Consider the following 13,951-nt stretch of genomic DNA (forward strand, 5'->3'; position numbering starts at 1 on the left):
TAAACTCAAATGTTTAACCTATTTATTTTATAACTTGATTTTAACTTTACCTTATCTCTATTTGTTAGATACTCCTCCACATCAAACAAGTTCTTCTTATCATAATCTTCCAACAACTTGTAATTCTTATGCTTTGTAATATCAAATTTATCAGATAAGAAAGGTCTTACTCCTCTTAGCTGGTAAATACACTTACCACCATCCATTACAGTTATTTCATCTTGGCTCATAAGTTCCTTACCAGTCTTTTGGTAATTTAGACCAAAAGATTTTTGGTTGGATCTTGTTTCTGATGTGTTATATAAGTCTATGGTTTCTTTTCCTAAGGTTTCTGATAATTCTTTTACTGTTGTTTTTTCTTTTCCTCCTAAAAAGAGTGTAGAGTCGCAGTTACCAACTATTGTATCTGCATGGTCTTTGTAAATTGCTTTTAATTGAGATTGTGCTTGCAGTATTATACTTGCTGATATTTCTCTTGAACGAATTGTCGCTATTAGTTTTTCAAATTTAGGAATCAAACCGATATTTGCAAACTCATCAAGTAGACACCTAACATGAACTGGAAGTCTTCCGCCATACACATCATCTGCCTTATCACATAGTAGATTAAATAATTGAGAATACATTATTGAAACTACAAAGTTAAAGGTATCATCAGTATCTGATATTATTACGAATAGTGCAGTTTTCCTATCTCCAATTTTATCAAGCTCTAGTTCGTCTTCACTCATTAGTTCTCTAAGCTCTCTTATATCAAAAGGTGCTAGTCTTGCTCCACATGATATTAGAATTGACTTGGCAGTTTTTCCTGCTGCAAGCTTATATTTCTTATATTGCTTGACTGCAAAATGACTTGGATCTTTCTTTTCAAGAGCTTCAAAGAGCCTATCAATTGGGTTCATATAGGTTTCGTCATCTTCTCTAACCTCACTTGCGTCAATCATATCTAAAAGTGTCTTAAAGTTCTTTTCTTCTTCAGGTGCTTCATAATAGATATAACCGATGAGAGCAGTGTAATATAGCTTTTCAGCCTTTACCCAAAAATCTTCTCCTGCCTTTTCTCCATCTCCCTTGGTGTTGGCTATAATTGTTTGGACAAGTTTTAAAATATCTTTTTCACTTCTCAAATATGCAAAGGGATTGTATTTCATAGACTTTTTAAAGTTTATTGTGTTTAATATCTTTATGTCATATCCATTTTCGTAGAGCATTTTCCCGCACTCTAACACAAGTGTGCCTTTAGGGTCTGTTACTACATAGGAAGAGTGCATTTGCATTAGGTTTGGCTTTACATAAAATCTCGTTTTACCTGATCCAGAACCTCCTATTACCAATACATTTTTATTTCTAGCATATTTAGGATTTTTAGGTCTTGAGTTCATTGTTAGTCTTTCAGTATTAGTTATTAGTACATTGTTTTCAAACTTAGGGTCAATGTATGGAGCAATATCCTTACTTTCTCCCCATCTTGCAGATCCATACTCTTTACCTTGCCTATATTTCTTTTTGTTTTTACCTTTACTATAAACAATTAGCTTAACAAGAGCAGCAACTGAAATACCCACTAACAAGTCCCTTGGATTAATACTTGGTATATAAGATAAAGTTCCTATATCAGAAATTCCCACCATTATTCTATCAATAATATCTCCTCCTACATAAGAATTGATGTGCTTAGAAAAGATATTTCCAATGTAAAAGAATGATAGATAAGGAATGTTTGATAATATAAATTTCTTTGGGTTGTCTATTTTAATTAAGTTTTTAATATCAGAAAGAATGGCTTCTAATATCTTATTCATCGTAGAAACCTTCACTATCTAATAGAATTAGTAGGTAGTGCCTTCCTTTTGGTGTTATAAATGTTTGTATGCCTACAAGTGTACCTAGTGGATCAACCCATTCTTTAACTTCAAAATATCCATTGTTCTTATCTGCATAAGGTAGAAGTTTCTTTTTCTTATCTCTATAAATTAATCCCTTATCCATTAAAAAGCTTATAAATTGATTTTGTGGTATTCCTAACTCCTTGGCAGTATTTCTAAAGTTTGTAAGTAGGTTATAATCTACTAATTTGTCATAATAGTCTGCCTTTGGTCTTAATTCTTCAATTTCTTCTTCTCTTTCAGCAATAATTCTATTGGCTACAAGAATTGCATCTGCAAGTAGCTCTTCATTCGTTTTCTTTTCTTGCCCTATTATATATCCTCCGTTTTTTCTAATACTTGGTAAGACTTCTCTCGTTACCCAAGCTTTGAATATTTTTGCTTGTGGTAGTTTTGATGAAAGGATAAGTGAATACAATCCTGATTCGTTAATTATTGAAATATTCTGTATTCCTCCAGGGGTGTTCCATTTCGTTACACCCTTATCTTCCTCATCTACATGGTCATAAATAGCTTTTCTTGGATTGACATATCCTAACATCGTTGCTACTTCATTAGCTATAAAGAAAAACTCACCGTCTTTTTCTATAACAGTGAGTTTCCCAAAATTCTTATTTTCAAATGTTTTTAAATTACTTATCATAAGCTTTGCTCCTTATGTTTATTTTTAACTTTATCTTTGCTGATGGTGTCCTTAGCCATATCTTTAAACTTATTTATAGACTTCGTTATTGAATCTTTTCTATCGGCCTTTCTTTCAGATTCCTTAACTGCTTTTTTAAAGGCATGTTCCATTACCTTTATATCCTTAGATTGAAAAAACACAGAGTGGTTGCCAGTTTCCTTATCTTTCATAACAGAAAACTTCACTCCGTGTTTATTTAAAATTTTCTTTAGTTCTTTTAACTCAGGATCCTTTAGATTAATTTCTTCTAACTGTCCCTTTTTAACCATATCTTTTAGTTTTACTTCTTCTCCATTATTTTTTATTACATTTTTCAAGCCTCCTTGTTCTTCTATTTGCTTGTGTACTTTCTTTAAGGCATCAAGAATTGCTTTACTTGTTGCTTTTGCAACTCTTACTTCAAGATTAAGACTTGACCTAGATACTTCTTCATTAATCATCTATTCCACCTCCATATAAAAGTAATTCTTTGTATTTTCTTAACTTCTCTTGATGGATTTTTCTTCTAAAATCTTCTCCCGTAACTTTAACTGGTATTGTCATTTCAAGTATTCTTGAATATATTCTCTGATACTCAAGGTCAATGTTTGGATTTTGAATAATTTCCAATGATAAGTTTGTAGTAAAAATTGTCGGCCTACCCTTTAAGTATCTTGAGTTTATAATGTTATATACTTGTTCTCTTGCGTAAGATGTGTCCCTTTCAATTCCAAGGTCATCTAAGATTAACAATGGAATATTAGAGAGGTTACTTATAATTTCATTTGAATCTAGCTTAAATGCTGATTTTTGTATTTGGTTTATAACCTGAGATAAATTCATAATCTTAACTTTAACTTGTTTTCTTTCGATTAATTCATTTGCAATTGAACAAGCAAGATAAGTCTTTCCGCTACCAACATCTCCATAAAATAAAAGTCCTACATTATCTTTTTTCATTTGCTCAAAACTTTTGGCATAATTATAGGCAACCTTATAGGCTTGGCCCTTTTCATTTAAGAAATTCTCAAAAGTATACTGGTATTGGATTGGCGATGAGAAGCAATCTCTTTTCAGTGATGATATTTTCATCAGTCTTTCTCTTTCTTCATTTTCCTTATCTCTTTTCATTTCACATTCACATTTAATTCTGGGAATAAACTTTGTAAATCCAAGGTCAACTAATTCTCCATCGACTCTTTTACCACATACCTTACAATAAATATGTCCATTTCTTTCAACATCATTTTTTCTTAATACAAAATCTTTTAAGTTCTTCATAAACTCTCTCCTATATCGTAATTCATTTTTCTTGTTGAATTGTCATTAATGTTTTTCGCTTGATCATTAAGATACCAATTGATTATCGTTGCCTTGTGATCTTGATAAACTCTGTTATTTGCTTTCATATATGACGAGAGCCTATCAATGTAGTCACTAATTCTGCTCCCCAACTCATTCGTTAAGTCTTTGTATTCTTCATCAGTCAAAAATATATTTTTATATATTCCATAAGGCTTTTGCCCCTTACTAAAATCATTCTTTCTTAACTCATTATTACTAATATTGTTATAGTTACCTTCCGATTTTCGAAAATCTTGACTTTCGATATTCGAATCTCTTGAATTTCGATTATCGAAAGTCTGGAATTTTGTTTTTCGAACTTCTTGATTTTTTAATTCCATATTATTAAATATGCTCATAAAGTCTTTAACATAAATTCTATTAGGCTTTCCCAGTCCTTGTCTTTTCTTTTCAATCAGTCCTATTCCTGATTTAATATCAAGTTCAGATATTAATTTATTTGCTTTTTCACTCGCACAATTAAATTGATCTTTTATACTTTCTATTGTGTAGTAAATAAAAACTTTTCCATCTTCATCTATCCATCCATTTTTATATGAAAGACCCATTCGATTAAGCATATATGAATACAACACTTTAGCTTCAATAGAAATGCTCTCAAAAATTTTATCTTCCATTAATACCATAGGTAACCTAATGAAGTTATACATCTCAGAATGCCTATTATAAAAATAATCAAAATTCATTCCTACCTCCTCTCTTTAAAATAAAAAAGAGCAGCCTTATTTAAGCTACTCTTATAGAAAGTATAAAATGGGTTTTTTCTTATTATATTTTTCTTTGTGTCTCCTCATACCAGTTGCAAAACTACTCTTACGTCCATATAGTTTTTTTGAGTCTTTTTGACGTATCCTTCTTCATCTTTATCGAAGACAAAATGCTTATAAAACTGCTTAAAATGCAGGATTTCTATATTTACATCTTTTGTATCAACGCTATAGTCTCCACATGCATAGTCTGAGGAAACATATCTACTGCCTTAATCTTTTCTAGCTCATAGCCCCTATCCATAAATCTTTTTATATCACGGGCTAGGGTTTGTGGGTTGCAGGATATGTAGACTATTTTTTCTATGCCGGCATTTGCTATTGTTTTTACAACTTCTTTATCAAGGCCGGCCCTCGGTGGGTCTACTGTTACTGCGTCTATTTTTTCTTTTTTTATGAAATTACTATCTATAAATTTGGCGTTTTTTGCTATAAATTTATAGTCTTTTAGCTTATTTCTTTCTGCATTTTCTTTGGCATCTTTGATTGCATTTTTATTTATCTCTACCCCTACTATATGGTCATCATTTATTGACATGGAGCTTGTAGCTGATCCGCAGTATAAATCTAAGAGCTTTTGATTTTTACCTAAAAATTCTCTGGCTATCCCATATAAATTTTCTATCTGATAGTCATTTACTTGGTAGAAATCATTGGCACTTATTTTAAATTCTTTTTGTCCAATTTTATAGTCTATATATCCTTCTCCACTTATGGTAATTAAATCTCTACCATTTAATAGATTAATATTATAATTGCTATTTGAATATTTTTCTTTTATGTAAGCAATAGACTTATTATCAAAGTTTCCTCGTAGGTTTAATAGTATATTATTTTCACTTGCTCTAATTGATATTTCTTCAATGATTGATGCAAACTTTTGATTTATATCCCTACTTATGTCTTCGATTTTAGATAAATTTTTAGATATTTTTTTATTGGCTATAAGGCAGTCTTCTATTTTTACCATTTTTTTAGAATAAGTTTCTAGATAATTTAATCCGCCAGCATCATCCACTTGTAGGCGTATTTTGTTTCTATATCTAAACTCTGGGCTTTTTATAATTTCTATATCTTCTAAAACTATGTCAGCTGATTTTTTTATAGCATTTTTTATTAGGTTCTTTTTTAAATCAATTTGGGTTTCATAATTGATATCCATTATAGAACAACCTCCACATTCATAAAAATATGGACATGGAGGTTTTCTTTGATAATCACTTTTTATTTTTGTATTTATTTTTCTAGCTTCTAAGAAATTTTTCTTTTCTGCTATTATTTTAGCATCCAGAGTTTCACCGTAAACTGCATTTTCAACAAATACAATTTTTCCATCTGTACGGGCTACTCCCCTGCCATCTTGGAGGATATCAATTATCTTAATGTCTTTTATAATCATTAGATAACTTTTGCTTCTCCCTTATAAATTACTCCACCGATTGGATCTACTGTTATGGTATCTCCATCTTTTACAAGATTACGAATGTTAAAGGCTCCTACTACGGCTGGTAGGTTAAAGTGAACTGCTGCAATTGCAGTGTGGCTTGTTAGCCCACCTTCTTCAGTAACAATTGCACTTGCTTTTTGGATGTATTGGGTAATATCTGCATCGGTAAATTTGGCAACTATGATGTCACCATCTTCAAATTTTTCTTCAAGTTCTTTTTGAGTGGATGCTAGGCATACTTTTCCTGAAACTGATTTTGTTCCAATACCAGTACCGCTTGTAATAATATCACCTATAATATGAACTTTTATTAGGTTAGAATTTCCAGATATACCTAGTGGAATACCTGCTGTTACTACTGTAAGGTCTCCTTCTGAAACAAATCCTTCATTAATCGCTCCAAAGATTGCACGATCGATAAGTTCATCTGTCTCTTGCGCCTCTTGGATTACAATTGGATATACTCCCCAAACTACTGATAATTGGCGAGCTACTCTTTCTGTTGTAGTGGCTGCAATTGAGTTTGTTTTTGGTTTAAATTTAGAGATTACTCTTGATGTATTACCACTTGCTGTACATGAAATGATTGCTTTTGCATCTAGAGTTTCTGCAAGGTCACAGGTATTTTTTGCAATAGCATTTGTCGTTGTAAATGATGATGAAATATTTGTTTGATATATGTTTTCTATAAAGTCATCGGATAATTCTGTTGTGATACAAATATTTCTCATGGTACGAACTGCTTCTACTGGGTATTTACCACCCGCAGTTTCTCCTGAAAGCATTACACAGTCTGTACCATCGATGATGGCATTAGCAACGTCTGTTGTTTCAGCTCTAGTTGGTCTTGGGTTTCTAATCATAGAATCAAGCATTTGAGTTGCTGTTATAACTGGTTTTGCAGCCTTATTTGCTTTTCTAATAATTTCTTTTTGAACTATTGGGATAAGTTCTGTTCTAATTTCTACACCAAGATCACCACGAGCTACCATGATTCCATCAGATGCTTCGATAATTTCTTCTATATTATCTACACCTTCTTGGGATTCGATTTTAGAAATAATTTTTATGTGCTCTCCACCATGGTCTTCTAGGACTTTTCTTATATCATAAACGTCTTCTTTTTTACGGACAAAAGATGCAGCTATAAAGTCTATATCATTTTCTATACCAAATTTAATGTCATCAATATCTTTTGGAGTAAGAGATGGTAAATTTGTTTTACTACCTGGTAGGTTAACTCCCTTATGATTTGATAAAATACCAGTATTTAGCACTTTGCAAACTACATCTGTGCCATCTATTATCTCTGTTACTTCTAATTGCACTAGACCATCATCAATATAAATATTTGATCCTACCTCTACATCATTTGGAAGTCCTTCGTAAGAAACAGAAACTATATCCTCAGTACCCTCCACATCACGAGTTGTTAGGGTAAATACGTCATCTGGCTTTAGGTAAACTTCATCTACATTAAAGTTTCCCGTTCTAATTTCTGGACCCTTAGTATCAAGCATAATTGCGACTGGAGCATTTAGTTTTCTTCTAACTTTTCTAATAGATTTTATTTTTGCAAGATGCTCTTCATGGGTACCGTGGGAGAAGTTTAGTCTTGCAACATTCATTCCACTATTTATAAGTTCTTCAAGGATTTCTGGTGATTCAGATGAAGGTCCTATAGTACAAACTATTTTGGTTTTTTTAAGAATATCTGGTACTTGATTCATTATTAACTCCTTTACTAATTATTTTGATAAGTTATTTGCTAATTGGTATAGGTGTTCATCAAATTGAGATTTTGTATTGACTGCATCTTCTATACTCACCTCAATAAGCTCGCCATCTACATAACCAATAGCAAGATTTGTTTTTTCTTCTGATAATAATTCTACAGCACGCGCTCCCATTGTCGATCCTAATAATCTATCTGCAACTGATGGTGAGCCCCCTCTTTGTACGTGGCCTAGGACAGTTACTTTTGTTTCTATACCTGTTTTTTCTTCTAGTTCTTTGGCAATAGAATATGGGTCTCCAACTCCTTCTGCAAGTGTTATAAGGTGGTGAAGTTTTCCTCTTTTTCTACCATGTTCCATTTTTTCTACTATGTCATCCATAGAAAAATCATGTTCTGGAACAATTATTGATTCTGCTCCACCTGCTAGACCTGAATATAGGGCAAGGTCCCCACAGTTTCTACCCATTACCTCTACTACAACTGCCCTACCGTGGGAGCTTGATGTATCACGAAGTTTTCCTATAGCATCACTTACTGTTTCCATAGCTGTAAAAAATCCGATTGTAAAATCAGTATAGCCCATATCATTATCAATAGTCCCTGGAATACCTACGGTTTTTATTCCTAAATCTGATAGAGCCTTAGCCCCTTTTAAGGATCCATCTCCACCAATAACTATTAATCCTTCAATTCCGTAATCAGATAAGATTTGCGCAGCGCGTTCTTGGCCTTCTTTAGTGGTAAAATCTGTAGATCTTGCTGTACCTAGAATAGTACCACCCTTGTGGATAATATCAGCAACTGATGATACATTCATTTCATATATATCACCTTTCATTAGACCATCGTATCCATTTCTGATGCCCTTTATCCTCATGCCATTATTTAGGGCAGATCTTACTGCTGCTCTTATAGCTGAGTTCATACCAGGCGCATCGCCACCACTAGTTAAAATACCTATAGTATTCATATAAACTCCTTATTCTAACTTAACATTTTCTTTTCCTAAAAATTGTTCTAACTTATCTATATTTTGGCTGCTAGTATCTACCCACAGCCTTTTATCAAGCTTAAAGGATTTATTGCGGTCTGCAAAGTAAACCACAACTGGGGTCTCTCCCCTACAATCCTTTAGCACTTCTCTTAAATTATTATACTCGTTATAATTAGTTTTTAAGTATAGGGTTCTAAAATCCATGTTTTCTAAGTCTATAAATTCTTGAGATAATAATTTTACATCATCATCGTCCACTTGTAATTTACCCTTAACAAGGACTACTTTGTCATCTTCAATTAAATTTCTATACTTTTTATAGGTTTCTGGGAAGATTACCATTTCTATTGACCCATAGAGATCTTCTATATTTGCAAAAGCCATTAGGCTTCTTTTTTTGGTCATTATTTCGGATTTACTAGTAATAATTCCTGCCATGGTTACAAATCTATTATCTAAATTTGCTATCTGTGGCTCAGTTAGCTCCTCCTTATAATTTGTTCTAAAGCTAATAGTATTTTTTAATTTATCACTGGCCTCACTTAATGGATGGTCTGAAATGTAAAAACCTAGCACGTCTTTTTCCAAAGATAGTTTTACATTTTTTGGATATTCGCTAATATCTGGGAAAGTTATATCGCTGGTTTGATTTGAACTTTCATCAGCCATGTCTAGTAAATTCATTTGTCCTTTTACATTTACTTTTTGGCCCTCGTGGATATTTGCCATAGCTTTTTCATAAACAGCCATAAGTTTTGAACGAGCGTAACCCATGCTATCAAAGGCCCCTGCCTTAATTAAAGATTCTAAACCTTTTTTATTTAGCGCCCTGCTATCATAGGCTTCTACTCTTTCTAAAAAATCTTTGAAGTTTAAAAATTCCCCATCACTTTCGCGAGCTGCTATAATTGCACCTATAAAGTTTATGCCAAGATTTTTAATTCCTGATAAACCAAATATAATTTTGCCATCTTTAGCAAAAAACTTTTGATAAGATAAGTTTACATCTGGCGCAATTACTTCTATGCCCATAGATTTTGCTTCACTTACATATAAATATAGTTTTGAAGCACTATCCATAACAGAAGAAATAAGGTTTGCCATGTATTCTTCTGGATAATAGTATTTTAGATATGCTGTTTGGGCCGCTACTAATGAGTAGGCCGCAGAGTGAGATTTATTAAAGGCATATTTTGCAAAAGAAATCATCTCATCATAGATTTTATTAGCAGCTGCCTCACTGACACCATTTCTCACACAACCTGGGACTAAAATATCTCCGTTTTCATCTACTTTACCGTGGACAAAAACTTCTCTATTCGCTTCCATGATGTCCATTTTTTTCTTACTCATCGCTCGTCTTAGATTATCAGCCTCTCCTAGAGAAAATCCTCCAAGTTGCTGAACAATCTGCATTACCTGTTCTTGGTAGACAATAATCCCATAAGTAACTCCCAATATAGGCTTTAATTTTTCATCTATAAATGTAACATCTTCTGGGTGATTTTTATTGTGGATGTAGGTTGGAATCTCATCCATTGGCCCTGGCCTAAAAAGTGAGTTGGCGGCAACCAAGTCATCAAAAACTGTCGGTTTTAAATTTTTAAGGAAGTTTCTCATACCTGGAGATTCAAATTGAAAAAGACCAATAGTTTTCGCCTTGTTAAATTGATCTATAATATTTGGATCATTTTCATCTATGTCTTCTATATCAACCTCTACACCATGATTTGTTTTTACATCTTTTATAGTATCTTTAATAACTGTAAGGTTACGAAGTCCTAAAAAGTCCATTTTTAATAAGCCAAGTTCTTCTATCTCTGTCATATTAAATTGAGTTACCACTTGGTCATTTGATAAGGCTAGAGGAACAATATCGGTAAGTATTTCCTTACTCATAACAACCCCTGCAGCATGGATGGATGTATGGCGAGGAAGTGCTTCTACTTTTCTTGCAGTATCTATCAGTCTTTTACTTTCTGCATCATTTTCATAGGACTCACGAAACTTATCTGACTCTTCTAATGCGCGGTCGAGGGTCATATTAATTACAGCAGGTACTAATTTTGCTATTTTATCTACCTTGCCATAAGAAATATCTAATACACGACCTACATCACGGATGGCATTTCTAGCCTGCATCCTACCAAAGGTTATGATTTGAGAAACGTGGTCACGGCCATATAGCTCGTTTACATATTCTACAACTTCATCACGTCTAACATAGTCAAAGTCGATATCTATATCAGGCATAGAAACTCTTTCTGGGTTTAGAAATCTCTCAAAAATAAGATTATATTTTAATGGATCTATCTGAGTTATGTCAAGGGCATAAGAAACCAAAGATCCAGCTGCAGATCCACGGCCAGGCCCCACTGCTATATCATGTTCTCTAGCAAATCTTACAAAGTCCCAAACAATTAAGAAATAATCTATATAACCCATACTATTGATTACATTTATTTCTTTCATAGCACGGGCTCTGATCTCTTCATCTACATTTTCATATTTTCTAGCAAGTCCCTCATCAACTAATTGGGTGAGATATTCTAGATTCGTCATACCTTCTGGTAATTTTGAAAAATATGGCAAGTGGGGATTGTGAAATTCTATTTCAACATTGCACATATCGGCAATTTTATTAGTATTTTCAATGGCTCTTTCATAATTTTTAAAAATAGCATGCATTTCATCAGGTGATTTTAGATAAAATTCATCACATGGCATCTTCATCCTATCATCATCTTTTAAAAGAGCTCCTGTTTGTATACATAATAAAACATCCTGGTAGTAGCTATCTTCCCTATTTATATAATGGGCATCATTTGTAGCTACCAGTTCTATATCTAGGTCTTCATGCATTTTAACTAAGACTTCATTGACCCTTTTTTGCTCTGGCAGACCATGATTTTGTAATTCTAAATAATAGTTTTCCTTACCAAATACTTCTGCATATTTTTTTGCAGTCTCATAGGCTCCTTCTATATCATTTTCTAAGATTCTTTGGTTGACTTCCCCACTTAAGCAAGCACTTAGGGCTATGATATCTTCTGAGTAATCTTTTATAAAATCAAGATCCACACGCGGTTTATAATAATATCCATTCACATAAGCCTCAGAAACTATTTTTAAAAGATTTTGATAGCCATTATTATTTTTAGCTAATAAAATCAAATGGTAATATTTTTTATTACTAGGATCTTTTAAGGTATGGTCTTTTTCATTTATATAAACTTCACAGCCTATAATTGGTTTTATACCAGCTGCTGTAGCTTTTTTATAAAACTCAATTACCCCATACATTTGCCCATGATCGGTTATGGCAAGGGAATCCATGCCATATGACTTGGCTTTTTCAATTAATTGATCTATCCTAGAAAAACCATCTAGCAAAGAATATTCAGTATGCACATGTAAGTGAGTAAACTTATTTTCCATTATTTTTCTCCAATTAAAAAGATTTGCTTATAACAAATCTTCAGCCATTTTTATAAATTTTTGTAACCTATAATTTACCTTTGATTTGCTCATAGGCGGGTCTACCATTGCCCCTAGTTCTTCTATAGATGCGTATGGATTAGCAAGCCTTAGCTCACCAATTTCTATCATGTCATCAGCTAGCTTATAAAACTCATTTTGCTTTATTAAGAGATTTATAGCATCTACTTGCTTTAAAGATGCATTTACCGTCCTATCTATATTTGCTTTATCAAAGTTAGTTTGCCTATTAATATCATTTCTTATAGAACGCATAGCTCTAACATTTTCTAGTTCAAAAAGTGACTTATTTGCCTCAATAATTGCTAAAAAATCTGAAATCTTATCACTATCCTTTAAATAGACTACTTGGCAGTCTTTTTTTATATTTATCTTAGGATTTAGTTCAAAGACCTCCATAGATTTTTTGACTAAGTCTGCACTTTCTTTATCTGCAGTAGAAATTTCTAAATTATATCCCCTTTGAGGATCATTAACAGATCCTTTAAAAATAAAAGAAGTTTTTAAAAAAGATTTAATATACTCAAAGGGTACATCTTCTAAATCAGCAGAATTATTTATAAAAAATTCATTACTTTTTTTCATAATTTCTTCAGAAATCGGGTCATTATCTATAAGTACAGTAAATAGCCTATCTCCATTAGCCAAGTCTTTTATCTCAAAGACTGACGAATAGTTATAAGCATCTTTTATAATATTGTAAATATATCTGGCCTCTGTATTAGAATAAGTTTTAAAAACTATATTGTAGCCACCATTTGATATTCTTATAGAACCAATAAAATTTAATACACACAAAAGCTCCGCTTCTGGATTTATTGGTTCTTTTTTTAGTACTTCTTTTTTGCATCTTTTAGAAAAAGACATACCATCACCTAATTAGTTAATTTTTCTTTCACCTTATCTATTGTTACTTGACCTACCCTTGCGTATAAAAGATAGTCTTCAAATGTTTTATATTTTCTTTCAATATATTCGTAGGCTTCATTCATAGCATAAGGATTTGTTATCCTGAATACAGAATACGGTTCATCCTCATCATATCTTTCTATATAACCAAGATGGGCAGCAGAAACTTCATAATCTGCAATTATATCTGCTCTGCCGACATTAGCTAGGCCCATTAAAATCATAGAAATAATTCCTGTGCGGTCTTTACCTTCTTGACAGTGAAATAAAGTTGCTCCATCTGTATTTGCAAAAACTTCCATTATTTCTCTTATTTTTGGGAAATTATCAATAAGATTTCTATAGGTTGATCCGATTGATATTTCTCTATTTATTATTTGCTCCACTTCTTCCCTGCGAAATTCATCATTAGGTGCAAGAGATATGTTATTAAAGTTAAAGTTATCAGTTATTTTTTTATGTTCTATACTATCAAAAGGGATTTCTCTTTCTCTTCTTAAGTCAATTATAGTTTCTATCCCATAATCTTTTAAAATCTCTATTTCACTATCACTGATATCATCTAGGTTTGCAGTTCTTAAAAACTTATTCCATTGTGTGACCTTGCCATCTATAGTAGGAACGCCTCCTAAATCTCTTGCATTTTTTATATTTTCTAAAGGTAGTCTTTTATAATACTGCAT

General features: G+C 32.4%; 11 protein-coding genes. All 11 read right to left on the reverse strand.

Translation table 11 applies throughout. The features are described from left to right. Nucleotides 1-5: 5 nt before the first annotated feature. The gene (locus AB9Q04_RS00515; RefSeq protein ID WP_410023444.1) at nt 6-1,802 is read right to left on the reverse strand and encodes a VirD4-like conjugal transfer protein, CD1115 family; all 1,797 of its coding nucleotides are present in this window, start codon (nt 1,800-1,802) and stop codon (nt 6-8) included. Beyond that, entirely contained in the window at nt 1,795-2,529 is a 735-nt protein-coding gene (locus AB9Q04_RS00520) for a BRO family protein (RefSeq protein WP_410023445.1), read from the reverse strand. The genes AB9Q04_RS00515 and AB9Q04_RS00520 overlap by 8 nt, the downstream gene beginning before the upstream one ends. Next, on the reverse strand, nt 2,526-3,011 hold the full coding sequence (locus AB9Q04_RS00525) for a PcfB family protein (protein WP_410023446.1): 486 nt from the start codon (nt 3,009-3,011) through the stop codon (nt 2,526-2,528). Before AB9Q04_RS00525 ends, AB9Q04_RS00520 begins: the two co-directional genes overlap by 4 nt. After that, a complete protein-coding gene (locus tag AB9Q04_RS00530; RefSeq protein ID WP_410023447.1) occupies nt 3,004-3,831 on the reverse strand; it encodes an ATP-binding protein in 828 nt (275 codons plus the stop codon). Before AB9Q04_RS00530 ends, AB9Q04_RS00525 begins: the two co-directional genes overlap by 8 nt. Continuing rightward, on the reverse strand, nt 3,828-4,601 hold the full coding sequence (locus AB9Q04_RS00535) for a replication initiator protein A (protein ID WP_410023448.1): 774 nt from the start codon (nt 4,599-4,601) through the stop codon (nt 3,828-3,830). The genes AB9Q04_RS00530 and AB9Q04_RS00535 overlap by 4 nt, the downstream gene beginning before the upstream one ends. A gap of 229 nt (nt 4,602-4,830) precedes the next feature. Next, a complete protein-coding gene (gene rlmD / locus AB9Q04_RS00540; protein ID WP_410023449.1) occupies nt 4,831-6,081 on the reverse strand; it encodes a 23S rRNA (uracil(1939)-C(5))-methyltransferase RlmD in 1,251 nt (416 codons plus the stop codon). Next, on the reverse strand, nt 6,081-7,859 hold the full coding sequence (gene pyk / locus AB9Q04_RS00545; RefSeq protein ID WP_410023450.1) for a pyruvate kinase: 1,779 nt from the start codon (nt 7,857-7,859) through the stop codon (nt 6,081-6,083). The genes rlmD and pyk overlap by 1 nt, the downstream gene beginning before the upstream one ends. An 18-nt stretch (nt 7,860-7,877) precedes the next feature. Continuing rightward, nucleotides 7,878-8,837, reverse strand: coding sequence for a 6-phosphofructokinase (gene pfkA, locus AB9Q04_RS00550; RefSeq protein WP_410023451.1), 960 nt, complete (start codon nt 8,835-8,837; stop codon nt 7,878-7,880). Between the two features lie 9 nt (nt 8,838-8,846). Next, nucleotides 8,847-12,299, reverse strand: coding sequence for a DNA polymerase III subunit alpha (locus tag AB9Q04_RS00555; RefSeq protein ID WP_410023452.1), 3,453 nt, complete (start codon nt 12,297-12,299; stop codon nt 8,847-8,849). Nucleotides 12,300-12,326: 27 nt separating this feature from the next. After that, nucleotides 12,327-13,226 (reverse strand): DNA-binding protein WhiA, encoded by a 900-nt coding sequence (gene whiA, locus AB9Q04_RS00560; protein ID WP_410023453.1) that lies wholly within the window; start codon nt 13,224-13,226, stop codon nt 12,327-12,329. An 8-nt stretch (nt 13,227-13,234) separates the two neighbouring features. Further along, nucleotides 13,235-13,951: a tyrosine-protein phosphatase gene (locus AB9Q04_RS00565; protein WP_410023454.1), complete on the reverse strand. Its 717-nt coding sequence runs from the start codon at nt 13,949-13,951 to the stop codon at nt 13,235-13,237.

Origin of the sequence: Anaerococcus groningensis (genome assembly GCF_046365465.1) — a bacterium.
Lineage (GTDB): Bacteria > Bacillota > Clostridia > Tissierellales > Peptoniphilaceae > Anaerococcus > Anaerococcus groningensis.

Coding starts and splice junctions, on each gene's coding strand:
- AB9Q04_RS00555 (WP_410023452.1), bottom strand. CDS start 12,299: ATGGAAAATAAGTTTACTCACTTACATGTGCATACTGAATATTCTTTG.
- AB9Q04_RS00535 (WP_410023448.1), bottom strand. CDS start 4,601: ATGAATTTTGATTATTTTTATAATAGGCATTCTGAGATGTATAACTTC.
- AB9Q04_RS00565 (WP_410023454.1), bottom strand. CDS start 13,951: ATGCAGTATTATAAAAGACTACCTTTAGAAAATATAAAAAATGCAAGA.
- pfkA (WP_410023451.1), bottom strand. CDS start 8,837: ATGAATACTATAGGTATTTTAACTAGTGGTGGCGATGCGCCTGGTATG.
- pyk (WP_410023450.1), bottom strand. CDS start 7,859: ATGAATCAAGTACCAGATATTCTTAAAAAAACCAAAATAGTTTGTACT.
- AB9Q04_RS00515 (WP_410023444.1), bottom strand. CDS start 1,802: ATGAATAAGATATTAGAAGCCATTCTTTCTGATATTAAAAACTTAATT.
- rlmD (WP_410023449.1), bottom strand. CDS start 6,081: ATGATTATAAAAGACATTAAGATAATTGATATCCTCCAAGATGGCAGG.
- AB9Q04_RS00520 (WP_410023445.1), bottom strand. CDS start 2,529: ATGATAAGTAATTTAAAAACATTTGAAAATAAGAATTTTGGGAAACTC.
- AB9Q04_RS00525 (WP_410023446.1), bottom strand. CDS start 3,011: ATGATTAATGAAGAAGTATCTAGGTCAAGTCTTAATCTTGAAGTAAGA.
- AB9Q04_RS00530 (WP_410023447.1), bottom strand. CDS start 3,831: ATGAAGAACTTAAAAGATTTTGTATTAAGAAAAAATGATGTTGAAAGA.
- whiA (WP_410023453.1), bottom strand. CDS start 13,226: ATGTCTTTTTCTAAAAGATGCAAAAAAGAAGTACTAAAAAAAGAACCA.